The sequence below is a fragment of the Pseudomonas sp. JUb52 genome, from assembly GCF_004341115.1.
Classification (GTDB): Bacteria; Pseudomonadota; Gammaproteobacteria; order Pseudomonadales; family Pseudomonadaceae; genus Chryseomonas; species Chryseomonas oryzihabitans.
In genome coordinates this window covers 271012-295104 of the sequence record NZ_SLYS01000004.1, presented here as the reverse complement: position 1 = coordinate 295104, position 24093 = coordinate 271012, and the positions used below count along the sequence as shown (strand labels likewise).

Genomic DNA, 24093 nt, shown 5'->3' with positions numbered 1-24093 from the left:
GGTGCCGGCCCGATTCAACGGAGCCGACTTGCCGACGAGTGGTATCTGACCCACACTGCCTCCATGATACTCGAACGCCGCAAAACCCCCCGACCGGTCAAGGTCGACGACTTCTTCGTCCCGGCGCTCTGCGAACCGGAGGCCCTGCTCGTGCTGGTGGTGCTGGCCGAGCTGCTGGTGCTGGTCCTGGTGCTGGCAGAACCCTTCACCCTGCAGTTCAACTGGATCCGCCTGGCGCTGGTGTCGCTGTTCGTGCAGTGGATCGTGCTGCTGTCGGCGGCGCTGCTCTGTCGCTTGCGGCCTTGGCTGGCACGCCATAGACCGGTGGTGGCGGGTGGTTTCTGCTGCGCCATCGTGGTGGCCCTGACCCTGCTCTGCACCCTGGTGGCCGACTGGCTGCAGCTGGCCGGACCGCTGCAGCGGGTCGGCGAGGTGCGGCTGTACATGAGGCACGCGCTGATCGCCCTGATCATGTCCATGCTGCTGCTGCGCTACTTCTGGCTGCAGAGCCAGTGGCGCCGTCAGCAGCAGGCCGAATTGCAGGCGCGCATCGAGTCGCTGCAGGCGCGCATCCGCCCGCATTTCCTGTTCAACAGCCTGAACAGCATCGCCAGCCTGGTCGCCCTGGACGCCGACAAGGCCGAGCGCGCGGTGCTGGACCTGTCGGCGCTGTTCCGCGCCAGCCTGGCCCAGCCCGGCACCAAGGTGCGCTGGGTCGAGGAGCTGGAGCTCTCGCGGCGCTATCTGGAGATCGAGCGCCTGCGCCTGGGCGATCGCCTGCAATTGCAATGGGACGTGGACGGGGTGCCGGCGGATCTGCCGATTCCCCAGCTGACGCTGCAGCCGCTGTTGGAAAACGCCCTGATCTATGGTGTGGCGCCGCGCATCGAAGGGGGCCTGGTCACCATCTTCGCCACCTACCGGGAGGGGGTGTTCGAGCTGGTCATCAGCAACCCCTATGACCCCGAGGTGGAGCAGCAGCCACGCCCACCCAAGGGCACCCGTCAAGCTTTAAGCAATATCGAGGCGCGATTGACGGCACTTTTCGGACCAGCTGCGAGTCTCAAAATCGAACGCCGCGACCAGCGGCATACAACGTCTCTTCGCTATCCATGCGAGCGACTCATGCGGGAAGCCTGAGCTTATGAATGTCCTGATCGTCGATGACGAACCCTTGGCGCGCGAGCGTCTGGCCCGTCTGGTGGGGCAACTGGACGGTTACACCGCCCTGGAGCCAACAGCCACCAACGGTGAGGAAGCCCTCGCTTTGGTTGAAAACCTCAAGCCCGATATCGTCCTGCTCGACATCCGCATGCCGGGTCTGGACGGTCTGCAGGTGGCCGCGCGTCTCTGCGAGCGCGAATCGCCGCCTGCGGTGATCTTCGTGACCGCCCACGACGAATACGCGCTCGACGCCTTCCAGGTCAGCGCCGTGGGCTATCTGGTCAAGCCGGTGCGGCAGGAGGACCTGGCCGCTGCCCTGAGCAAGGCCCAGCGACCCAACCGGATGCAGCTGGCCGCCCTGACCAAGCCGCCGGCCAGTGGTGGCCCGGGTCCGCGCAGCCATATCAGCGCCCGGACCCGCAAGGGCATCGAGCTGATCCCCCTGGACGACGTGGTCTATTTCATCGCCGACCACAAGTACGTGACCCTGAGACACTCCGGTGGCGAGGTACTGCTGGATGAACCGCTCAAGGCGCTGGAAGACGAATTCGGTGAGCGCTTCGTGCGCATCCACCGCAATGCGCTGGTCTCCCGCGAGCGGATCGAGCGCCTGCAGCGCACGCCCCTGGGCCACTTCCAGCTGTTCCTCAAAGGCATGAACGGCGATGCCCTGACCGTCAGCCGCCGTCATGTGGCCGGTGTGCGCCGCCTGATGCACAGCATCTGACGTCGCTGGTGGGTTGGCGACCGGCGCGCAGCGGGGGAGGGCCGCCGGTCGACCTGCTATCATGGCCGGCAATCTGACGTGCCGGTAATGTCCATGCTCCGCGAAATCCGTATCGCCACGCGCCAGAGTGCCCTGGCACTCTGGCAAGCCGACTATGTGAAAGCCCGCCTCGAAGCGGCCCACCCGGGTTTGCGGGTGACTCTGCTGCCCATGACCAGTCGCGGCGACAAGCTGCTCGACGCGCCCCTGGCCAAGATCGGCGGCAAGGGTCTGTTCGTCAAGGAGCTGGAAAACGCCTTGCTCGACGGCAGCGCCGATATCGCCGTGCACTCCATGAAGGACGTGCCCATGGAATTCCCTGCAGGCCTTGGGCTGTACGCCATCTGCGAGCGGGAAGATCCACGCGATGCCTTCGTGTCCAATCGTTACCAGGGGCTTGCCGAATTGCCCCAGGGCAGTGTGGTGGGTACCTCCAGCCTGAGGCGTCAGGCCCAGTTGCTGGCCCTGCGCCCGGATCTCGAAATCCGCTTTCTGCGCGGCAATGTCAATACCCGCCTGGCCAAGCTCGATGCCGATGACTACGACGCCATCATCCTGGCCGCGGCCGGGCTGATCCGCCTGGGCTTCGCCGAGCGCATCCGCGAATACCTGACCGTCGAAGACAGCCTGCCGGCAGGCGGCCAGGGCGCCGTGGGCATCGAATGCCGGACCGACGATGCCGAGGTCCATACGCTGCTCGAACCCCTGCACCATTTCGACACCGAACGCCGCGTCGCCGCCGAGCGCGCCCTGAATCGCCGTCTTAATGGCGGCTGCCAGGTGCCCATCGCCTGTTATGCGGTGCAGGAAGGTGAACTGCTCTGGTTGCGCGGCCTGGTCGGCCAGCCCGATGGCGGGCTGCTGCTGCGTGCCGAGGCCCGCGGCCCGCTGAACGACCCGGCCGGGCTGGGCGTGACCGTGGCCGAAGACCTGCTGGCCCAGGGCGCCCAGGGCATTCTTGATGCCGTCTATGGGGCCTCCGGCGCATCATGAGCGCCTGGCGACTGCTGCTGACCCGGCCGGCGGAGGAGAATCCACCCCTGGCCGCCGCCCTGGACAGGGTGGGCATCGCCACGGCCAGCCTGCCGCTGCTGGAATTGCAGCCCCTGGCGGAAACCCCTGAACAGCGCTCGCTCTGGCTCGATCTCGATCGCTATGCCGCCGTGCTGGTGGTGAGCAAGCCGGCGGCCCGCCTGGGCCTCGCCGCCCTCGACCAGTACTGGCCGCAGCCGCCACTGCAGGCTTGGTTCGCCGTGGGCGCGGCCACTGCCGCCGTACTCGAAGACTATGGATTGCAGGTGCACCATCCCCAGCGTGAGGACAGCGAAGGCCTGCTGGCCCTGCCGGCCTTGCAGGAAGCCCTGCAGCGTCCGGAGCCCGAGGTGCTGCTGCTGCGCGGAGAGGGCGGCCGTGACCTGCTGGTCGACACCCTCACCGCCCGCGGCGCCCACGTCGAGGTGCTCGAACTCTATCGCCGCCAGTGCCCGGACTACCCCGCAGGGCAGGTCCTAGAGACCCTGGCAGCGGAACGCCTGAATGCCATCATGGTCAGCAGTGGGCAGGGTTTCACGCATCTGCAGGCCTGTGCGGGTGCGGATTGGCCCGCGGTGCGCCGTTATCCCCTGCTGGTACCCAGCGCCCGTGTGGCCGAACTGGCTCGTGCCAGCGGCTGCGAGCTCATCATCGAGTGCCAGGGCGCCAGCGCCGGCGCCTTGATCGCCGCGCTTGCCCATCACCATCCGGATTGACCCTACAAGGAATTCCCGTGAGCGAAACTCAAGCCCCCCGCGCCGACGACGTCTCTCCCGATCCTGTCGTGACTCCCGCCTCGCCGCCGCCGGCACCGCCACCGGCAAGCGTGCGCCGCAAGGGCTCGGGCAAGGCGTCCGGTCTGGCGCTGCTGGCCCTGCTGGTGGCCGCCGGTGGCCTGGGTGTCGGCGGCTGGAGCGTCTGGCAGCTGCAACAGGTGCGTCAGGCCGAGCAGAGCCAGGCCGCCCAGGCCGAAGATCTGCGCAGCCAGCTGCGTCAGCTGGAAATGCGCAACCAGGCGTTGAGTGCCGATCTGGGCCGCCTGCCCTCGGCCAACGAGCTGGAAGAGCGGCGCCGTCAGCTCGGTGAGCTGCAGGGCGACCAGCAGCACCTCGCCGAACAGTTCAAGGAGGTGGTCGGCCAGAGTCGCCAGGCCTGGCGCCTGACCGAAGCCGAACACCTGCTGCGCATGGCTACTCTGCGCATGACCGCGCTGCAGGACGTGCCCAGCGCCCAGAATCTGCTGCAGGGTGTCGATGACATCCTCAAGGCCCAGAACGACCCGGCCGCCTTCGCCGCCCGCCAGCAACTGGCCAATGCTCAGCAGACCTTGCGCCAGCTGCCCGACCTGGATCGCACCGGGCAATTCGTCCAGCTGGCTTCGCTGCGCAATCAGGTGCAGAGCCTGGAACCCCTGCCGCCGCGCTTCTCCACCACGGTGGCCGACCAGCCCGGCGTCGAGAAGGCCGCGGTCCCACCGAGCAATGCCCTGCAGCAGTGGTGGCAGGATTTCCGCCAGCGCATCTCCAGCTATTTCCGCATCGACTTTTCCGCTGACCAGCCAATCCGTCCGCTGCTGGCCGAGGAGTCCCTGGCCCAGGTACGTCTGGCCATGAGCCTGGCGCTGGAGCAGGCGCAGTGGGCCGTGCTCAATGGCAATCAGGAGGTCTATCGGCTCTCCATCGAGCAGGCCGAAGACGTCCTCGCCGCCCACTTCAACAACCAGAATCCCGACAGCCGTGCGGTCAAGCTGCGCCTGCAGGAGCTGGCCGAGCGGCCGGTCACCTTCGAGGCCCCTGACCTGACGCCGGCCCTGACCGCGCTGCAGGCCTACATCGCCCAGCGTCAGCAAATCCAGCCGAACAATGCCGCCGCCGGCGCGGCTCAGGAGAATCGCCCATGAAGCGCCTGTACCTGCTGTTCCTGTTCGCCCTGCTCGTCGGCCTGGGCGTTGCCGTGGTGCTGGCCAAGGAGCCGGGCTACGTGCTGCTGTCCTACAGCAACTTCCGCTACGAATCGAGTCTCTGGGCCTTCCTGGCCCTGCTGGTGGCGGTCTGGCTGGCGCTCTACATCCTCAAGCTGGTGCTGGGCGCCCTGGGCCTGACCGGCAAGGTGCTCAACCCCTGGTCGCGGCACAATCGTCAGCGCCGCCTGGAGCAGGCGCGCCACAAGGGGCAGCTGGAACTGGCCGAAGGCAACTGGAGCGGTGCCCTCAAGCACCTGAAAGGCGCTGCCGAGCACGCCGATCAGCCGCTGTTCGTCCTGCTGGGCGCCGCCCGCGCAGCCAATGAACTGGGCGACCTCGAGGAACGCGACCGCCTGCTGCGCCAGGCCCGCGAGCGCGAGCCCCAGGCCGACCTGGCCATCGGCCTGCAACAGGCCCGGCTGCAGATCGACCGGGGTCAGTACCTGGAAGCCCGCGACAGCCTGGCGCCGTTGCAGGCCAAGTATCCGAAGAATGGCGAGGTGCTGCTGCAACTGCAGCGCCTGCAGGTGACCCTGCGCGACTGGCCGGCGCTGATCGCCCTGCTGCCACAACTGCGCAAGCAGCAGGTGCTGCGACCCCAGGAGCAGGATGATCTGGAGCGCAAGGTCTGGATCGCGACCCTCGACGAGGTGCCCGCCCAGGGCGCGGAATCGGCGGTGGATGCCCAGTGGCAGCAGGTGCCCACGGCACTGAAGGGCGATGCTTCTGTGGTGCTGGCCTATGCCCGTCAGCTGCGCGCCATCGGCCGCGACGACCTGGCCGAAGAGGTGTTGCACATCACCCTCAATCGCCAGTGGGACGACCGCCTGGTCGAGCTTTATGGTCAGTTGCGTCCGCGTGACGCCAGCCGTCCGCTGCACCACGCCGAAGGCTGGCTCAAGGACCGCCCCCAGGATGCGGTGCTACTGCTGGCCCTGGGGCGGTTGTGCATGAACAACCAGCTGTGGGGCAAGGCGCGCGAATATCTGGAGCGCAGTCTGGCGCAGCGGCCGTCCGCGGTCACCGCCGGCGAACTGGCCCGGGTGGCCATCCAGCTGGGCGATGTGAATCGCAGCCAGCAGCTCCTGCAGAGCCAGTGGCGCGAGTCGGACGTCACTTCACTGCCGACGCCCAGAGTCTGACGGCGCGGCTCGTCTGCCCGGGTCCTTGAAAGGTGCCCGGGCTTTCACTACCGTAACGTCCCAATTCCCTGTTGGAGACGGCGCGTCCGTGACTAGTCCCCGCTTCATCTTCCTGTTCATGGCCGCCACCTGTGCGGTGCTCATGGGCGTCGGTCTCTATCTCGAACACGTGGTCGGCCTCGAGCCGTGCCCACTGTGCGTCATGCAACGGATCTTCTTCATCCTGGTCGGGGCGGTGGCGCTGATCGCCGGCATCCAGGCGCCCGCCAAGCGCGGACGGCGCATCTATGGCGTGGTCCTGCTGCTGCTGGCCGCCGCCGGCGCCGCCACCGCGGGTCGCCAGGTCTATCTGCAGACGGTCCCCGCCGAAGAACTGGCGGCCTGCCTGCCGAGCCTCGACTACATGATGCAGGCGCTGCCCTTCCAGGAGATCATCCGCCTGGTGCTGCACGGCACCGCCGATTGCGCCGAGGTCAACTGGACGCTGTTCGGTCTGAGCATCCCGGAATGGAGCCTGCTGGCCTTCGTACTGCTCATGGCCCTGAGCCTGGTCAAGATCTTCCGCCGTCGCTGAGCTTTCTCCGAGCAACGGCACTCGCCTGGCGAGGCGATGTCGGTATAGTTCCTGATAACAGCCGGGTGCCTGCGCCCGGACCGTCTCGCCCGTATAGAGAGCTGCCGTCATGCTAGAAACCTGCCGCAATGCCCAGGAACGCTGGGGTGGGGTCCACCAGCTGATCGACCGCTGGCTGATTGCCCGCCGCGAGCTGGTGACCGCTTACGAAACCCTGGACATGGAGCCCCTGCTGGGACCGGTACGCGAGGTCAGCGAACTGGAGCGGCTCTGCGACATGCTGGTCGACTACATGTCCACTGCGCATTTCGAGATCTACGAGCAATTGGTGGCCGAAGCCCGGGAATTCCAGGACGAACGCGCCATCGAGTTCGCCGACAGCGTCTATCCGCGCCTGCAGGCCTTGACCGACGCCGCTCTGAACTTCAATGACAGATTCGAGCGCGGGGCCTACCGGGACCCGGGTCTGCTGACCATCGAACTCAAGCTGCTGGGCGAAACCCTGCGCGAGCGCTTCGAACTCGAAGACTGCCTCATCGAGGTGCTGCACACCTCGCACCAGCAACCGCGGCTGGCCTCGGTCTAGCCCCGGTTCCCCCGCGCGGCCTCGGCCAGCAGGTCGAGGTCCGCTGCGGCTGCCTCGCGCGGTGCCAGCGCGTGCAGCCAGTCCCCCGGGCCCTGTGCCTCGCGACACGGCCAATGGCCCGCGAGACGCGCCAGACGCGCGAGCTGTTCACGTTCCGCGGCCAATTCCAATCCCTTGAGCTGCTCGCGCAGGACCGCCAGGCTCTCGTCCGCGCTGGACGCGGCCTTCCAGGCCTGGCGCAACTGGCGCAGGGGGCGTACCACCGTGTCCTGCCAGTGCTGCGAGGCGCGCTGCAGCCGGGCCAGGCCCTCGGCATCCGGGGCGCAGGTGCGGCGATCCAGCCAGAGCGCCGTCAGCACCAGACAGACGTCGGCGCCGGCCTCCTGCAGACGCAAACAGGCGCCTTCCACGCCGGGCCGGGCGTATACTGCCAACGCGAATTCCCACAGGTCCTCTTGCATGTCCGCCTCCCCGTTCGTGGGTGGTGGAGCTGCTACACTCCGCCGCCATGATCCGACTACAGAACCTTACTCTACAGCGTGGTCCCCAGCGTCTGCTCGAAAGCGCTGAACTGACCCTGCATCCCGGCCAGAAAGCCGGTCTGATCGGTGCCAATGGCGCCGGTAAATCCAGTCTTTTCGCCCTGCTGCGCGGGCAGCTCGGGGCCGATGCCGGCGATTGCCACATCCCGGCGGCCTGGCGCATCGCCCACATGCGCCAGGAGGTGGATACCCTGGAGCGGCTGGCGGTGGACTATGTGCTGGACGGCGACATCGACCTGCGCCGCATCCAGCGCGAACTGGCGGCGGCCGAAGCGGCCCAGGACGGCAACGCCCTTGGCCGGCTGCATGCCGACTTCGAGGCCGCCGACGGCTATACCGCCGATGCCCGCGCCCGCAAGCTGCTGGCCGGTCTGGGCTTTACCGCCGCGCAGATGGAGCGCCAGGTCGGCGACTTCTCCGGTGGATGGCGGATGCGCCTCAACCTGGCCCAGGCGCTGATGTGCCCCTCGGACCTGCTGCTGCTCGACGAACCTACCAACCACCTGGATCTGGACGCCATCCTCTGGCTGGAAGACTGGCTCAAGGGCTATCCCGGCACCCTGATCCTGATCTCCCACGACCGCGACTTCCTCGATGCCGTGGTCGATCATGTGGTGCACCTGGACCAGCAGAAACTCGTGCTCTATCGCGGCGGCTACTCCAGCTTCGAGCGTACCCGCGCCGAACGCCTGGCGCAGCAGCAGCAGGCCTACGACAAGCAGCAGGCCCAGCGCGCCCACATGGAGAAGTACATCGCCCGCTTCAAGGCCCAGGCCACCAAGGCCCGTCAGGCACAGAGTCGGATCAAGGCCCTGGAGCGCCTGGAAGAGCTGGCGCCGGCCCATGTCGATTCGCCCTTCGAATTCGTCTTCCGCGAGGCGGACAAGCTGTCCAGTCCGTTGCTCGACCTGGCCGAAGGCCGACTTGGCTACGGCGAGACCACCATCCTGCACCCGGTCAAGCTGCAGCTGACACCAGGCGCCCGCATCGGCCTGCTCGGTCCCAACGGCGCCGGCAAGTCGACCCTGATCAAGACTCTGGCCGCCGAACTCGAACCCCTCGGCGGCCGGCTGCAGCGCGGCGAGAACCTGGCCATCGGCTACTTCGCCCAGCACCAGCTCGATTCGCTGGACGCCAAGGCCAGTCCCCTGCTGCACCTGCAACGCATCGCCCCCGGCGAGCGAGAACAGAGCCTGCGCGACTTCCTCGGCGGCTTCGATTTTCGCGGTCCGCGCTGCGACGAGGCGGTGCTGAATTTCTCCGGTGGCGAAAAGGCGCGCCTGGCCCTGGCGCTGATCGCCTGGCAGAAGCCCAATTTGCTGCTGCTGGACGAACCCACCAACCACCTGGACCTGGACATGCGCCTGGCCCTGACCCTGGCCCTGCAGGAATTCGCCGGGGCGGTGCTGGTGGTCTCCCACGATCGTCATCTGCTCAAGAGCACCACCGACGAATTCCTGCTGGTGGCCGATGGCAAGGTGCAGGCCTTCGACGGCGATCTGGACGACTACAGCCGCTGGCTGGTGGACTTCCGCGCCCGCCAGGAGCCGGGCCTCGCCGCCGGTGAGGGCGCCGCGGTCGACAAGACCGATCGCAAGGCCCAGCGCCAGGCGGCCGCCGCCCTGCGCCAGCAGCTGGCGCCGCTGAAGAAGGCCGCCGACAAGCTGGAAGCCGAGCTGGGCAAGCTGCAGGAAAGGCTCGCCGCCCTGGAAGCCCGGCTGGGTGACAGCGGTCTCTATGACGCCGCGCGCAAGGAGGAGCTGCGCCAGGCGCTGGCCGACCAGGCCGCGGCCAAGACCCGCGAAGCCGAGCTGGAAGAGCAGTGGCTGGAGGCCCTGGAGCGGCTGGAAAGCCTGCAAGCCGAACTCGAGGGGGCCTGATGATCGAGTGGCTGCACACCTGGCTGCCGGGGTGGGGCGACTACCTGCTGGTGGCCGGCCAGGTCGCCCTGGTGCTGCTGATCGGCTATGTGCTGCAGCGCATCGTGGCCCGCGCCGTCACCGGCCTGGGCGAGCGCTATCCGCTGCCCCCGCAGATCGTCCTCGGACTGCGCGGCACCCTGCGCTGGCTGATCATGGGCAGTGCCATCCTCATGGCCCTGGAGCGCTTCGGGGTGTCCGCAGCGGTGCTCTGGACGGCCATTTCCGGTTTCGTCGCCGTGGCCGCGGTGGCCTTCTTCGCCATCTGGAGCGTGCTCTCCAACCTGTTCTGCGCGGTGCTGATCTTTACCGTCGGCCCCTTCCGCCTGGGCGATCGCATCGAGGTGCTGGACGCCTCGGACAAACCCGGCATCAAGGGCCGGGTGGTGGCGATCAACATGCTCTTCGTGACCCTGCAGGAGCTGGACGACAACCAGGAAGGCGCCCTGGTGCAGATTCCCAACACCCAGTTCTTCCAGAAGTCGGTCCGCCGCTGGCGCGATGCCGACGGCTCTTTCGATTTCCATCTCGACAGGTGAACCCATGAGTCTGCAGGTCTGGACCGGTTTCTTCATCGCTTGCTGGATGATTAGCCTCTCACCAGGAGCAGGCGCCGTTGCCTCCATGAGCGCGGGCGTCAACCACGGTTTCCGCCGCGGCTACTGGACGGCGGTAGGCCTGCAGTTGGGGCTGGCGCTGCAAATCGCCGTGGTCGCCGTGGGCGTCGGCGCCCTGCTGGCAACCTCGCAGCTGGCGTTCACCCTGATCAAGTGGTTTGGCGTGGCCTATCTCGCCTACCTGGCGCTCCGCCAGTGGCGCGCGACGCCCCTGGACCTGGGCGAACAGGTGGTCGGCGAGCTTCTGCCACCGCGAATTGCCGCCCTGGTCATGCGCGGCTTCCTGGTCAACGTGGGCAACCCCAAGGCGCTGATCTTCCTGCTCGCGGTCTTGCCGCAATTCGTCGATCCCCACGCGCCCCTGACCGCGCAGTACCTGATCATCGGGGCGACCATGGTCAGCGTCGACCTGATCGTGATGGCGGGCTACACCGGGCTGGCTGCCCGGGTGCTGACCTTGCTGCGTACCCCACGCCAGCAGCGCATCACCAACCGGGTATTCGCCAGCCTGTTCCTCGCGGCGGCCGCGTTGCTGTCCACGGTGCGCCGCGCCGCGGTCTGAAGCCGGGGCTACCAGACCACCGACTGCCCCTGCCAATCCCAGAAACTGCCGGTCTCGGCCGGCGTACGGGCAGCCAGCACCGCTAGCAGGCGCTCTGCCGCGTAGGCGGGCGTGAACAGCTTGTCCGCCGGCACCCGCGCCTGGAAGGGCCGGGACAACGCCGTGTCCGTGGTGCCGGGATGCAGGGACAACACGCAGCTCTGGGGATTGAGCCGACTGAGCTCGATGCTGGCGCAGCGCAGCCCCTGATTCAGCGCCGCCTTGGCCATCCGATAGCCATACCAGCCACCCAACTGGTTGTCGCCGATGGAGCCGACCCGCGCCGACAGCGCCGCGATCTGACAGGGATGCTGGCCCTTGAGCAGGGGCGTCAGCTGGCGGATCAGCAGCAGCGGCAGCACGGCATTGGCCAGATAGCTTTCCAGCAGCCCGGCCTGATCCACCTGCGCCAGACTCTTCTCGGCGCGCGCCCGTTCGCCCTGCAGCAGCCCCGAGGCGCACAGCAGCAGATCCAGGCGCGGCGCCTCGTCCGCCAGCCGGGCTGCCAGATCGACTGTGGTCAGCGGATCGACGTCGAGGCGGCGCAGGCGCGGGCCATGCTGCCGCTCCAGCGCGGCCAGGCCGTCATGCGTCTCGGCGTGGCGCGCGCAGGCCCAGACCCGCGCGACGTCGTTGCGCGCCAGCAACTGTTCGCACAGGGCCAGGCCGAGGCCGCCGGTGGCGCCATACACCAGGGCCTGGGCGGGCTCTGCCAGGCGTTGCCAGAAAGTCATGGGGGACTCCAGTCAGGTCGCTATCCCTGTCCGACCGCGCCGCTGCGCTGGGGTGCGCCGGCGCGGCGCGGTATCCTGGGCTTTTGCCGGAGAAATTCCCGTGATCCTGTGGATCGATGCCGATGCCTGTCCACGCGCCGCCAAGGAGCTGGTCTGCAAGTTCGCTCTCAAGCGCAAGCTGGAGGTGGTGCTGGTGGCGGGGCAGCCGCAGATCAAGCCGCCCTTCGCCTGTGTCCGCCTGGTGGTGGTCCCCAGTGGCCCCGACGCCGCCGACGACCACCTGGTCGAGCAGGCTCAGCCGGGTGACCTGGTGATCTGCAGCGACATTCCCCTGGCCGATCGGCTGGTGAAGAAGGGCGTGGCCGCGCTGGATCCGCGTGGTCAGGAATTCGACGAGCGCAACATGGGGCAGCGGCTGGCCATGCGCAATCTGATGACCGATCTGCGCGGCCAGGGACAGATGGGCGGGGGCCAGGCCGGCTACGGCGAGCGTGATCGCCAGGCCTTCGCCAACGCCCTGGACCGGCTGATCACCCGCCTCCAGCGCAGCGCCGCCGGCTAGGGCGGCCTGCTAGGCGGGCACGGCGGCGAGGGCGGGTTGCTGCAGCCAGGTACGCAGCTGCGGCAACGGCATGGGCCGGCCGAACAGATAGCCCTGCATGAAGTTGCAGCCGTTGGCCTGCAGGAACTGGCGTTGCTCGCTGGTTTCCACCCCCTCGGCGACCACATTGAGGCCCAGCTTGTGCGCCATGGCGATGATCGCCGCGGCGATGGCCATGTCGTTGCTCTGCTTGGGGATGGTGCGGACGAAGGCGCGATCGACCTTGAGCGAATCCACCGGCAGCCGACTCAGGTAGGCCAGCGACGAGTAGCCACTGCCGAAATCGTCGATGGAGACCCGCACGCCCAGGGTGCGGATCTCGCCGAGCACCTCGACCGCCACGTTAAGGCTGTGCATCAGGGCGTTCTCGGTCACCTCGAGAATCAGCGCCGAGGCCGGCAGATCTTCGGCCTGCAGCGCCCGGGCGATGGCTTGGGGCAGGAGACGATCGCTCAGATTGAGCGCCGAGCAATTCACCGAGACGCGCAGAGCAGCGTGACCTTCGCGGTGCAGCTGGGCGAGGTCCGCGCAGGCCTGGCGCATGACCCAGCCATCCAGGTCGGCGATCAACCCGGTTTCCTCGGCGACGCGGACGAAGCGCTCGGGACTCAGCGGACCCAGGACCGGATGCTGCCAGCGGACCAGGGCTTCCAGGGCCACCGGCGCACCGGCGGGGTCGACGATGGGTTGGTAGGCCACGTGCAGGCCGCCCTGGGCCAGGGCCTGGCGCAGGTCCATCTCCAGGCTCAGCAGGTCGTCGGCGTCGCGCTGGAGTTCGGTGGTGAATCTCTGGCTGCGATTGCGCCCGCTGCGCTTGCAATGGCCGACCGCGAGGCCGGCGCTGCGCAGCAGCTGGCCGGCGTTGGCGCCGTCCTGGGGATAGTGGGCGATGCCCAGGCTGAAGGTCATGGCAATGCGCTGCCCGGCCAGCTCGAAGGGCGGTCGCAACTGCTCCAGCAGGCGCATGGCCAGGGGCTGGCTGTCGCCGCGCTGGCCGAGCGGCAGCAGCAGACTGAATTCGTCGCCAGCATAGCGGGCCAGCGGCAGATCGTCATCGAGCACCGCGCGGATCCGCTGCGCCATCTGGATCAGCAGTTCATCGCCAAGGGCATGGCCGAGGCTGTCGTTGATGCGCTTGAAGTGATCGATGTCCAGCATCAGCAGGGCGAACTGCTCCCCGGTGCGCGCCTGGCCGATGGCTCGATCGACGGTCTGGATGAAGCTGGCGCCGTTGAGGAGGTGGGTGAGGGGGTCGTGCAGGGTGATCTGATCGAGGGTGGTCGAGACCCGCTCCAATCGCAGGCGCTGGGCATGGAAGCGCTCGCCGGCCCAGGCGGCGAGCAGGCCGACCATGATGATGAAGAGGGTGCCGAGGGCGATGCCCATGCCCAGCTCCAGGTGCTGATTCACCTCTGCCAGGCTGTCGGGTTCGAAGCCGATGGGCACGGCGAGGGTGAGGGCGGCCATGCCGGTAAAGTGCATGGAGACGATGGCGAAACCCAGAACCAGACTGCCCAGTAGGCGCAGCCAGAAGGTCCTGAGGCCGGTCCGGCCGCGCAGGCGGAAGGCCAGCAGCAAAGCGCCCAGGGAAGCGAGGCTGGCGACCACCACCGAGACCACCACCAGCAGGGGATCATAGAGCTGCACAGCCACCGACTGCATCGCCAGCATGCCGGTGTAGTGCATGGTCGCGATGCCCAGCCCGGCGGCCAGGGCGGCGAGTCCGTATTGCGGAGCGGTCAGGGACTCGCGCCCGATCAGGTGCATGACCGTGTAGGACACGGCGATGGCGATCAGCAGCGAGGCCAGAGTCTGCATGGGCGCGTAGTGCACATGGATGCCGATCTTGAACGACAGCATGGCGAGAAAGTGCATCGACCAGATGCCCCCGCCCAGGGCGACGGCGCCGATCAGCTTGGCCAGCTCGCTGCCGCGACAGGAGCGACTGTTGGTCACCCAATCGGCCATGGCCAGGGCGGTGTAGCCGGCCGCGCTGGCGATCAGGTACGACAGGACCACGAGCAGGCTTTCGTACTCGTTGGCCGCCAGGATCTGATGGCCGGGGGGAAGCAAGGTGGAGAAGTTCAGCATGCTCAATCGCCAGCTTGCAGACGAGGTTTCGGAAAAGGTTGATGCTCAGGGCATCGGCAGCGGCAGCCGCGCCTTTAATCCGTTCGATGGACGTACCGGATGAGGGGCTGTCTGGCCATCAGGCCTTGGGCGTACGGCTTCGGCGCCATAGCCAGAGCAGCAGGCCGATCACCACCAGAGCGCCCAGCACCATCAGTTCATACCGCTTGAGATTGCCCAGCACCCCTTCGAGGACGGCGCCGAAGTGATAGGCGGCGTACCCAAGCACCGTAGCCCAGACGATGGCACCGATGCCGTTGAGGATCAGATAGCGCGCCGGCGGATAGCCCGACAGGCCGATCGCCACCGGCATCACCGTGCGCAGGCCGTAGACGAAGCGAAAGCTCAGCACCCAGAGGTCCGGATGGCGCCGGATGTGCGCCAGGGCCTTTTCGCCGGCGGCTTCCCACTTGGGTTTGCGTGCCAGCAGCTTGCGCCCGTGGCGTCGGCCGAGGAAATACCAGAGCTGATCGCCGGCGTAGCTGCCGCAGAAGGCGACCAGGATGACGGTCTGGATGTTCATGTAGTCGCGGAAGGCCAGAAAGCCGGCCAGCACCAGAATGGTTTCGCCCTCGAAAAAGGTGCCGAGAAAAAGGGCGAAATAGCCGAAATCGTGGAGGAATTGTTGGAGCATTCGGCGCTACACGAGATGAATAAAGATGGCGCAGCCTACCCCGGTTGGCGTCTGGAAAGAAAGTGTGACGGACTTCCGTCCGCCGGGCGCCAGACGGTCAGGCAGGGATTTCGCTGCGACCCTGTGTCACGCAGGGTCCAGCCGGCGTCTGCCTTGGATAGGACCTATAGGCACTCCATATTGTCATCTGCTGTTACCAATCGGTCATGATTGTGGCCTATAACCCATCACACTGACCCGTGATCCGGGTCTGGGAGTCGATCGTGAGTTTTACCCCCATCAACCGTAGCTACCCTGCCACTCGCATGCGCCGTCAGCGCCGCGACGAGTTTTCCCGTCGTCTGATGCGCGAGCACGTGCTGACGGTGGATGACCTGATCCTGCCGGTATTCGTGCTCGATGGCGAAGGCCGCCGCGAGGCGATCCCCTCGATGCCCGGCGTCGAGCGGTTGTCCATCGACCTGCTGCTGGAAGAGGCCGCGGAGCTGGTGGCGCTGGGGATTCCCGCGGTCGCCCTGTTCCCGGTCACCCCCACCGAGCGCAAGTCGCTGGACGGTGCCGAGGCCTACAACCCCGACGGCATCGCCCAGCGCGCCACCCGTGCCCTGCGCGAGCACTTCCCGGAGTTGGGGGTGATCACCGACGTGGCCCTGGATCCCTTCACCACCCACGGTCAGGACGGCATCCTCGATGAGCGCGGCTACGTGCTCAACGACGTCTCGGTCGAGGTGCTGGTCAAACAGGCGCTGTCCCATGCCGCCGCCGGGGCCCAGGTGATCGCCCCCTCGGACATGATGGACGGCCGCATCGGCGCCATCCGCGCCGCCCTGGAAGACGCCGGTTATCACAACGTGCAGATCATGGCCTACTCGGCCAAGTACGCCAGCGCCTACTATGGGCCGTTCCGCGACGCCGTCGGCTCGGCCGCCAATCTGGGCAAGGGCAACAAGGCCACCTACCAGATGGATCCGGGCAACAGCGACGAGGCGCTGCACGAGATCGCCGGCGACCTGGCCGAGGGCGCCGACTCGGTGATGGTCAAGCCGGGGATGCCTTACCTGGACATCGTCCGCCGGGTCCGCGAGGAATTCCGCGTGCCGACCTTCGTGTACCAGGTGAGCGGCGAGTACGCCATGCACATGGCCGCGATCCAGAACGGCTGGCTGTCCGACGCCGTCATCCTCGAATCGCTCTTGGCCTTCAAGCGCGCCGGGGCCAACGGCATCCTCACCTATTTCGCCAAGCGCGCCGCCCAACAACTTCGCCAGGGGCCTTCGCGTTCCTAAGGAGCTTCAATGAGTAGCCAGGGTTTCGTCGAAACCGATCTGCAACAGCCCGTCACCGCCGAGTCACTGGAGACCGCGGAAGAGACGCTGGCGCTGGATGCCGAAGTACCGGCACCCGCCGCCGAGGCGCCGGCCGCGCCCAGCGTGCCTGCGGCCAACGTGGACGACAGCAGCCTCTACATCCATCGCGAGCTGTCGCAGCTGCAGTTCAACATCCGGGTGCTGGAACAGGCCCTCGACGAATCCTATCCGCTGCTCGAGCGGCTCAAGTACCTGCTGATCTTTTCCAGCAACCTGGACGAGTTCTTCGAGATCCGCGTGGCGGGCCTGAAGAAGCAGATCACCTTCGCTCGCGAGCAGGCCGGCGCCGACGGCCTGCTGCCGCACCAGGCGCTGGCGCGCATCAGCGACATCGTCCACGGCCAGGTGGAGCGGCAGTACGCCATCCTCAACGACGTGCTCCTGCCGGCCCTGGCCGAGCAGCAGATCCGCTTCATCCGCCGGCGTTACTGGGACGTCAAGATCAAGGCCTGGGTGCGCAAGTTCTTCCGTGACGAGATCGCGCCCATCATCACCCCCATCGGCCTGGATCCGACCCACCCCTTTCCGCTGCTGGTGAACAAGAGCCTCAACTTCATCGTCGAGCTGGAGGGCATGGACGCCTTCGGTCGCGACTCGGGTCTGGCCATCATCCCGGCGCCGCGCCTGCTGCCGCGGATCATCCGGGTGCCGGAGGAGGTTGCCGGGCCGGGAGACAACTACGTCTTCCTGTCCTCGATGATCCACGCCCATGCCGATGACCTGTTCCCCGGCATGAAGGTCAAGGGCTGCTTCCAGTTCCGCCTGACGCGTAACGCCGATCTCTCGGTGGACACCGAGGACGTTGAAGACCTGGCCCGCGCCCTGCGCGGTGAGCTGTTCTCCCGGCGCTACGGCGATGCGGTGCGGCTCGAGGTGGTGGACATCTGCCCGAAACACCTCACCGACTACCTGCTCAAGCAATTCGGCCTGGGCGACAGCGAGCTGTACAAGGTCAATGGTCCGGTCAACTTGACCCGGCTGTTCTCCATCACCGGGCTGGACAGTCACCCGGAGCTGCAGAACGCGCCCTTCACCCCGACCATTCCCAAGCTCCTGCAGAAGAAGGACAACCTCTTCAACGTGCTGGGCAAGCTCGATGTGCTGCTGCTGCACCCCTTCGAGTCCTTTACCCCGGTGATCGACCTGATGCGCCAGGCCGCCAAGGACCCCAACGTCCTGGCGATCAAGCAGACGCTCTACCGCAGCGGTGCCAACTCCGAGATCGTCGACGCCCTGGTGGACGCGGCCCGCAGTGGCAAGGAGGTGACCGCGGTCATCGAATTGCGCGCGCGCTTCGACGAGGAATCCAACCTGCAGCTGGCCAGCCGCCTGCAGCAGGCTGGCGCCGTGGTCATCTATGGCGTGGTGGGCTTCAAGACCCACGCCAAGATGATGCTGATCCTGCGCCGCGAGAACGGTGAGCTGCGCCGCTATGCCCACCTGGGCACCGGCAACTACCACGCCGGCAACGCCAAGCTGTACACCGACTACAGCCTTCTGACCGCCGACGTGGCCCTGACCGAGGACGTGCACAAGCTGTTCAACCAGCTGATCGGCATGGGCAAGACCCTGCGCATGAAGAAGCTGCTGCACGCGCCCTTCACCCTGAAGAAGAACCTGCTGGAGATGATCAACCGCGAAGCGGTGGCGGCAAGCGAAGGGCGGCCGGCGCAGATCATGGCCAAGGTCAACGGTCTCACCGATCCCAAGGTCATCCGCGCCCTCTACAAGGCCAGCCAGGCCGGGGTGAAGATCGACCTGGTGGTGCGCGGCATGTGCTGCCTGCGTCCGGGCGTACCGGGCGTGTCCCACAACATCCAGGTACGCTCCATCATCGGCCGCTTCCTGGAACACAGCCGCATCTACTACTTCCTCAACGGTGGCGACGAGAAACTCTATCTCTCCAGCGCCGACTGGATGGAACGCAACCTCGACATGCGCGTCGAGACCTGCTTCCCGGTGGAGGGCAAGAAGCTCATCAGCCGGGTCAAGAAGGAGCTGGAAGGCTACCTCACCGACAACACCCAGGCCTGGGTGCTGCAGGAAGACGGCAGTTACATCCGCCAATCGCCCACCGGCAACCAGAATGCCCGCAGCGTGCAGGCGACGCTGCTGGAGCGACTGGCCAGTCCGGTGGTGAATACCCGCTGATGGCGTTACGGGCCCATGCCGCCATGGGCCCTGGCCGGTTTCGGAGGTTGGGTTGAGCGGGAGCGAAGCCTGACGTTGCGGGGGTTCAAATTTGCACTTTAGGTGGATGCGGCCTAGCTATTTATCGAGTGCTTTGATGGTTCTTGTTTCGCCCACCTGGGCGACTCACCTTTTTCAGTCGCGGCTACGCGCCCCGGACTACGCGTCCCGAACAAAAGTAACCAAAACCGCTTGCCCCGGTCATCCGGCCCTACGCTTCGCTGCGGGTCCGCTCACGCCAGCGCCGTTCCGGGGTCGGCCTACACAGGCCGTCCATGGCCCGTTAGGCCTCTCGCCGCATCCATGCGGCTCGACCCACTCCACGACACTGGCGTTCACCCTGCTGAACGGGGCGATTCGCCAGCCTGAAAGTATTGGTTGAATAACTCTTAGCGTGGACAACGGAGAGGTCTTATTCGCTTATGGCTTAGTTACCCGCCTGTGGAAAACGCTTCGCAGTTTTCCACGCTACGAACCGCTATGGGTTCTCCCTGAAAACACGAAATTCAGGCTTGCGTCCGTCCCCATCAGTGAGGCCGAGTGTAGGTGTTGCGGAGGGGGTTGCGAGGCAGGACGCCGAGCAAGGCGCGAGGGGCAGGAGACCCCTTCGTGCCGTGCCCCTGGAGCGGCGCCGGAGCGAGGAGACCCTGAGAGAAGCGGAGGGCCGAAACGTGGGGACAGCGTTTTTGGTTACTTTTGTTCGGGACGCGTAGTCCGGGGCGCGTAGCCGCAACTGGCAAAAGTGACTTGCCCAGGTGGGCGAAACAAGAGTCATCAGCAAAACACGATAATCAGCTAGGGCACCCATAAACCTAAAGTGCACTGCTGAAGCCCCGCAACAGTTGGGCTTCGCTCCCGCTCAACCCAACCTACGAAAAATCCCCTCAGCGCACGCTCAACCGATACCCCACCCGCTCCAGCCACTGGGCTTCCAGCTCGAAGTCGGCCTGAGTCAGGGGGTTTTCCGCCAGCCAGCCATCGGGGAATTGCACATCGAGGCTACGCTCGCCAGCGCTGAGCTGGACGTCCGGGATGCTCTTGTGGCGGATGTGGTGGAAAAGGATGGCGAAGCGCAGCAGCAGGGTCAGACGCAGCAGCGGCTCGCCTTCCGGGCCGAGTTCCTGCAGGCGCTCCAGCGGAATGTTGCGGCGATGGCCGCGCACCAGCAGGGCCAGGGCCTGCTGATCGCGGCGGGAGAAGCCGGGCAGGTCCGAATGCTCGATCAGGTAGGCACCGTGCTTGTGGTACTGGTAGTGGGCGATGTCCAGGCCGACGCCGTGCAGGCGCGCCGCCCAGCGCAGCAGTTCGGCATGATTCTCGTCGGTCAGGGCCCAGGCCTCGGCGACCTGTGCCAGGGACTTCAGGGCGCGCTTTTCCACCCGCTCGGCATGGCGCTGATCGACGTGGTAGCGCTCGGCCAGGGCGTTGAGGGTGCGTTCGCGGACGTCTTCGTGGCTGTGCCGGCCGATCATGTCGTAGAGCACCCCTTCGCGCAGGGCGCCTTCGGAGAGGTGCATCTCCTGCAGCTCCAGGGCCTTGAACAGGGCTTCGAGGATGGCCAGGCCGCCTGGCAGGATGGCGCGTCGATCCGGCTTCACGCCGTCTATGTTGAGCAGGTTGATGTCACCCTGCTTGAGCAGCTTGCGCTTGAGCCATTCGATGCCGTCCGGGGTGATCTCGCCATTGCCGCGGCCGGCAGCCTGGATCGCCAGGGCCACCGCGCGGATGGTGCCGGAGGCGCCGAGGGCCTGGTGCCAGCCCATCTCGCGCAGGCCCTGGTCGATGTTCATCAATTCCAGGCGGGCGGCGGTATAGGCGCGGGCGTACTGGGCGGCGGTGATCTTGCCGTCGGCGAAGAATCTCTTGGTGAAGCTGACGCAGCCCATCTGCAGGCTCTCGCGCTGCAGGGTCTCGAAGCGCTGACCGATGATGAATTCGGTGCTGCCGCCGCCGATGTCGGTCACCAGGCGGCGTCCGGGCACATCGGGCATGGAGTGGGACACGCCCAGATAGATGAGACGGGCCTCTTCGCGACCGGAGATGACCTCGACCGCATGACCGAGCACGGCTTCGGCGCGCTGGATGAATTCAGCGCGGTTGCGCGCCTCGCGCAGTGCGTTGGTGCCCACTACCCGCACGGCGCCGCGCGGCATGCCGGCGATCAGCTGGGCGAAGCGGCGCAGGCAGTCCAGGCCCCGCTGGATGGCCTCTTCGCTGAGCAGGCGCGACTCGTCCAGACCGGCGGCCAGCTGGATCTTTTCGCCCAGCCGCTCAAGGATGCGGATTTCCCCATGGGAATGGCGCGCCCGGACGATGTGAAAGCTGTTCGAGCCCAGGTCGATGGCGGCGATCAGTTCGTGGGGTTCGGCTGGCGAAGGCTGCATCTGGAGGCTCTCGGCGATAAACCGCGCCATCGTGCCAGCTAGCCGGTGACGGCTTCAAGCGCACAGCGGTTACGGTTGCGCAAAGTGGCAGAAAAAATAGGGTTTTTCCGCCTTAGGAGGCCACCTGACCGATGAACTGGGCCAGTTCCGGCGTCTGTGGATGGGCGAACAGCTCCTGCGGATGACCGCTTTCGTGCACCTTGCCCTGGTGCATGAACACCAGCTTGTCGCCCACCTCGCGGGCGAATCTCATCTCGTGGGTGACCATGATCAGCGTCATGCCCTCGCGGGCCAGCTGCTTGACCACCGCCAGCACCTCGTTGACCAGTTCCGGGTCCAGCGCCGAAGTGATCTCGTCGCACAGCAGTACCTTGGGCGACATGGCCAGGGCGCGGGCGATCGCCACCCGCTGTTGCTGGCCGCCAGAGAGGCGATCCGGGTAGCTGTCGAACTTCTCCGCCAGGCCGACCCGTTCGAGCATCTGCCGCGCCAGGGCGCGGGCTTCGTCCTTGCTGGTCTTCTTGACCACCTGGGGCGCCAGCATCACGTTCTCACCCACGGTCAGGTGCGGAAAGAGGTTGAACTGCTGGAAGACCATTCCGACCTTCTGCCGCAGCGATCTGAGATTGACCCGGGCAGCATCCAGGTATTCGCGATCCACCTCGATGACGCCATCGTTGATGGACTCCAGGCCGTTCAGGGTGCGCAGCAGGGTGCTCTTGCCCGAGCCGCTCTTGCCGATGATGGCCACCACCTGGCCTTCCTCGACGGTCAGGTCGATGCCCTTGAGCACATGGTGGTTGCCATAGTGTTTGTGCAGGGCGGTCACTCTAAGCAGCGGCATGCAGTCTCCTTTCCAGCCAGCGTGCGGCCAGCGACAGCGGGTAGCAGAGGATGAAATAGCCCAGGGCGGCGAGCCCGTAGACGGTGAAGGGCTGGTAGGTGGCATTGGCGAGCATGCCGCCGATCTTGGTCAGTTCGGTGAAGCCGATGATGGAGGTCACCGCGGTGCCCTTGACCACCTGGACCGAGAAGCCCACGGTGGGCGCCACGGCGATGCGCAGGGCCTGGGGCAGGATCACGTGGCGCAGCTGCTCGAAGCGGGTCAGCGCCAGGCTTTCCGAGGCCTCCCATTGGCCATGGGGAATGGCCTCGACGCAGCCGCGCCAGATCTCGGCGAGATAGGCGCTGGTGAACAGGGTCAGGGCCACGCCGGCGGCCAGCCAGGCGGGAATCTCCAATCCCAGCAGCGAGATGCCGAAGAATACCAGGAACAGCTGCATCAGCAGCGGCGTGCCCTGGAACAGCTCGATGTGCAGCCTGGCCAGCAGCTGTGGCGCCTGCAGCGGCGACAGCCGCGCCCAGAGCACCAGCAATCCGGCCAGACCGCCGCCGGCAAAGGCCGCCAGCGAGAGGATGAGGGTCCAGTACAGCCCGGTGCCCAGGTTGCGGACGATGTCCCAGAGGGTGAAGTCCATCAGCGGCCTCCCTGGATGAAGCGCCGACCGATCCAGTGCAGCAGCTGGCGCACGCCGATGGCCATGACCAGATAGAGCAGGGTGGTCAGCAGATAGGTTTCGAAGGCGCGGAAGTTGCGCGACTGGATGAAGTTGGCGGCGAAGGTCAGCTCTTCGGTGGAAATCTGCGAGCAGACCGCCGAGCCCAGCATCACGATCACCACCTGGCTCGACAGCGCCGGCCAGACCTTGGCCAGGGCGGGCCTGAGGATCACGTGCCGAAAGGTCTCGGCGCGGGTCATGGCCAGGGCGGCGGCGGCCTCCAGCTGGCCCTTGGGCACGGCCTGGATGCCGGCGCGGATGATTTCCGTGGAATAGGCGCCCAGGTTGATCACCATGGCCAGCACCGCGGCCTGCCATTCGTTGATGTGCACGCCCAGCGAGGGCAGGCCGAAGAAGATGAAGAACAGCTGGATCAGGAAGGGCGTGTTGCGGATCAGCTCGACATAGACGCCGAACACCCGGTCGAAGGGCCTGAGCCGCCAGGCGCGGCAGACCGCGCCGAGGATGCCCAGGGCGATGCCCAGCACCGCGCCGATGGCGGTCAGCTCCAGGGTGAAGAGGGCGCCCTTGAGCAGCAGATCGCTCTGCTGCAGGACCGGCTGGAAGTCGAACTGATAGGCCATGCCTTACATGTCCTTGGGCAGCGGCTGGCCCAGCCACTTCTCGGCCTGGCGATCCAGGCTGCCGTCGGCGCGCGCGGTATCGATGATGCCGTCCAGCTTGGCCTTGAGTGCCGGTTCGTTCTTGGCCAGGCCGATGTAGTTGGGCGAATTCTTCAGGGTGATCTTCATTTCCGGCGCCCGCTCGGGCTTCTTCTCGGCGATGGAGGCCATCACCGAGCTGCCGCTGGCGATGAATTCGGTCTGGCCGGCGAGATAGGCCGCGATGGTGGCGTTGTTGTCCTCGAAGCGCTTGATCACCGCGTCTTTGGGCGCCACCTTGCTCAGCTCCATGTCCTCGATGCCGCCGCGGGTCACGGCGATGGTCTTGCCGGCCAGCTCCTCGGGCTTGCTCAGACTGCTGCCTTTGGCGCCGAACACGCCGAGAAAGAAGGGCGCATAGGGCTTGGTGAAGTCGATGACCTGCTCGCGCTCGGCATTCCTGCCCAGGCTGGAGATGACCATGTCGACCTTGCCGGTGGTCAGAAAGGGGATGCGGTTGGTGCTGGTGACCGGGGTCAGCGCCAGCTTGACGCCCAGCTTGTCGGCGACCAGTTGGGCGGTGTCGATGTCCAGGCCGCGCGGCTTGAGGTCGGGGCCCACGGTGCCGAAGGGCGGGAAGTCCTGAGGTACGGCGATGCGCACCGTGCCACGCTGCTGGATGTCGGCCAGCTGATCGGCCTGGACGGAGGTGTGCAGGGCGGTCAGGCCCAGGGCGAACAGGGAGAGGGCGGTCCAGCGCTTGAGCATGACGAGACTCCGAAAGCAGGATGGGATTGGCTCTCCCCAGTGCATTTCATGTGCCAGTCACCTGCCAGACGGGCGCAAGGGCCGTCTGGCCTGAGGATTGGTCTTACTGGTCTGAACAGTTGGCTGGCGTCTGGACGGCTGCGCCTGACCCGCGTGGGCCGCTTTGGTGCGCGCTTGCCGCCCAGTGCTCCGCCTTGGGGCCACGCTTGAACTGGTCG

Annotated in this window: 23 protein-coding genes; 14 read left to right on the top strand and 9 right to left on the bottom strand. The window is 66.6% G+C overall.

All coding sequences use genetic code 11. The features are described 5' to 3' along the window. Positions 1-63: 63 nt before the first annotated feature. The 8 genes from EC839_RS09275 (at position 64) to EC839_RS09240 (ending at position 7227) form a co-directional block, all read left to right on the top strand. Positions 64-1140: a sensor histidine kinase gene (locus EC839_RS09275; protein ID WP_007161370.1), complete on the top strand. Its 1077-nt coding sequence runs from the start codon at positions 64-66 to the stop codon at positions 1138-1140. 4 nt (positions 1141-1144) lie between these two features. Further along, positions 1145-1891, top strand: coding sequence for a LytTR family DNA-binding domain-containing protein (locus EC839_RS09270; protein WP_007161369.1), 747 nt, complete (start codon positions 1145-1147; stop codon positions 1889-1891). A gap of 93 nt (positions 1892-1984) precedes the next feature. After that, entirely contained in the window at positions 1985-2923 is a 939-nt protein-coding gene (hemC, locus tag EC839_RS09265; protein ID WP_007161368.1) for a hydroxymethylbilane synthase, read from the top strand. After that, complete coding sequence (locus tag EC839_RS09260; protein ID WP_007161367.1) at positions 2920-3678, top strand: uroporphyrinogen-III synthase; 759 nt, start codon at positions 2920-2922, stop codon at positions 3676-3678. The genes hemC and EC839_RS09260 overlap by 4 nt, the downstream gene beginning before the upstream one ends. Before the next feature lie 17 nt (positions 3679-3695). After that, positions 3696-4862, top strand: a complete 1167-nt coding sequence (locus EC839_RS09255; protein WP_042135286.1) for a uroporphyrinogen-III C-methyltransferase — start codon at positions 3696-3698, stop codon at positions 4860-4862. Beyond that, the gene (locus EC839_RS09250; RefSeq protein WP_007161365.1) at positions 4859-6067 is read left to right on the top strand and encodes a heme biosynthesis HemY N-terminal domain-containing protein; all 1209 of its coding nucleotides are present in this window, start codon (positions 4859-4861) and stop codon (positions 6065-6067) included. Before EC839_RS09255 ends, EC839_RS09250 begins: the two co-directional genes overlap by 4 nt. Positions 6068-6155: 88 nt before the next feature. Further along, positions 6156-6641, top strand: coding sequence for a disulfide bond formation protein B (locus tag EC839_RS09245; protein WP_007161364.1), 486 nt, complete (start codon positions 6156-6158; stop codon positions 6639-6641). Positions 6642-6750: 109 nt separating this feature from the next. Further along, positions 6751-7227: an Rsd/AlgQ family anti-sigma factor gene (locus EC839_RS09240; protein ID WP_007161363.1), complete on the top strand. Its 477-nt coding sequence runs from the start codon at positions 6751-6753 to the stop codon at positions 7225-7227. Here the strand turns inward: EC839_RS09240 and EC839_RS09235 are convergent. Next, complete coding sequence (locus tag EC839_RS09235) at positions 7224-7688, bottom strand: TIGR02444 family protein (RefSeq protein WP_007161362.1); 465 nt, start codon at positions 7686-7688, stop codon at positions 7224-7226. The genes EC839_RS09240 and EC839_RS09235 overlap by 4 nt on opposite strands. A gap of 47 nt (positions 7689-7735) precedes the next feature. Between EC839_RS09235 and EC839_RS09230 the strand changes: the two genes are divergently transcribed. From EC839_RS09230 to EC839_RS09220, 3 genes are read left to right on the top strand one after another with little or no spacing between them, the layout of a single operon-like run. Further along, the gene (locus EC839_RS09230) at positions 7736-9649 is read left to right on the top strand and encodes an ATP-binding cassette domain-containing protein (RefSeq protein WP_007161361.1); all 1914 of its coding nucleotides are present in this window, start codon (positions 7736-7738) and stop codon (positions 9647-9649) included. Between the two features lie 2 nt (positions 9650-9651). Then, a complete protein-coding gene (locus EC839_RS09225; protein ID WP_372237650.1) occupies positions 9652-10227 on the top strand; it encodes a mechanosensitive ion channel domain-containing protein in 576 nt (191 codons plus the stop codon). A gap of 4 nt (positions 10228-10231) precedes the next feature. Further along, a complete protein-coding gene (locus EC839_RS09220) occupies positions 10232-10867 on the top strand; it encodes a LysE family transporter (RefSeq protein WP_039975994.1) in 636 nt (211 codons plus the stop codon). Positions 10868-10875: 8 nt separating this feature from the next. On the opposite strand, the gene EC839_RS09215 is transcribed toward EC839_RS09220, so the two are convergent. Then, the gene (locus EC839_RS09215) at positions 10876-11640 is read right to left on the bottom strand and encodes an SDR family NAD(P)-dependent oxidoreductase (protein WP_007161358.1); all 765 of its coding nucleotides are present in this window, start codon (positions 11638-11640) and stop codon (positions 10876-10878) included. Positions 11641-11740: 100 nt separating this feature from the next. Here EC839_RS09215 and EC839_RS09210 point away from each other — a divergent pair, with 100 nt between their 5' ends. After that, positions 11741-12202: a YaiI/YqxD family protein gene (locus tag EC839_RS09210; RefSeq protein WP_007161357.1), complete on the top strand. Its 462-nt coding sequence runs from the start codon at positions 11741-11743 to the stop codon at positions 12200-12202. A 9-nt stretch (positions 12203-12211) separates the two neighbouring features. Here EC839_RS09210 and EC839_RS09205 read toward each other — a convergent pair whose 3' ends face one another. Both EC839_RS09205 and EC839_RS09200 read right to left on the bottom strand, forming a co-directional pair. Next, the gene (locus tag EC839_RS09205; RefSeq protein WP_132832516.1) at positions 12212-14332 is read right to left on the bottom strand and encodes a bifunctional diguanylate cyclase/phosphodiesterase; all 2121 of its coding nucleotides are present in this window, start codon (positions 14330-14332) and stop codon (positions 12212-12214) included. A 118-nt stretch (positions 14333-14450) separates the two neighbouring features. Continuing rightward, positions 14451-15005: a DedA family protein gene (locus EC839_RS09200; RefSeq protein ID WP_007161354.1), complete on the bottom strand. Its 555-nt coding sequence runs from the start codon at positions 15003-15005 to the stop codon at positions 14451-14453. Between the two features lie 263 nt (positions 15006-15268). Here EC839_RS09200 and hemB point away from each other — a divergent pair, with 263 nt between their 5' ends. Together hemB and ppk1 are read left to right on the top strand one after the other, a co-directional pair. Beyond that, a complete protein-coding gene (gene hemB / locus EC839_RS09195; RefSeq protein ID WP_007161353.1) occupies positions 15269-16291 on the top strand; it encodes a porphobilinogen synthase in 1023 nt (340 codons plus the stop codon). A gap of 9 nt (positions 16292-16300) precedes the next feature. Further along, on the top strand, positions 16301-18523 hold the full coding sequence (gene ppk1 / locus EC839_RS09190) for a polyphosphate kinase 1 (protein WP_007161352.1): 2223 nt from the start codon (positions 16301-16303) through the stop codon (positions 18521-18523). 923 nt (positions 18524-19446) lie between these two features. Here ppk1 and ppx read toward each other — a convergent pair. From ppx to EC839_RS09165, 5 genes are all read right to left on the bottom strand, one after another. Next, positions 19447-20946, bottom strand: a complete 1500-nt coding sequence (gene ppx / locus EC839_RS09185) for an exopolyphosphatase (RefSeq protein WP_007161351.1) — start codon at positions 20944-20946, stop codon at positions 19447-19449. 112 nt (positions 20947-21058) lie between these two features. Then, a complete protein-coding gene (locus EC839_RS09180) occupies positions 21059-21790 on the bottom strand; it encodes an amino acid ABC transporter ATP-binding protein (RefSeq protein ID WP_007161350.1) in 732 nt (243 codons plus the stop codon). After that, positions 21777-22427, bottom strand: coding sequence for an amino acid ABC transporter permease (locus EC839_RS09175; RefSeq protein ID WP_177416707.1), 651 nt, complete (start codon positions 22425-22427; stop codon positions 21777-21779). The genes EC839_RS09180 and EC839_RS09175 overlap by 14 nt, the downstream gene beginning before the upstream one ends. Next, entirely contained in the window at positions 22424-23089 is a 666-nt protein-coding gene (locus EC839_RS09170) for an amino acid ABC transporter permease (protein ID WP_007161348.1), read from the bottom strand. Before EC839_RS09170 ends, EC839_RS09175 begins: the two co-directional genes overlap by 4 nt. 3 nt (positions 23090-23092) lie before the next feature. Beyond that, complete coding sequence (locus EC839_RS09165; protein ID WP_007161347.1) at positions 23093-23875, bottom strand: transporter substrate-binding domain-containing protein; 783 nt, start codon at positions 23873-23875, stop codon at positions 23093-23095. Positions 23876-24093 lie beyond the last annotated feature (218 nt).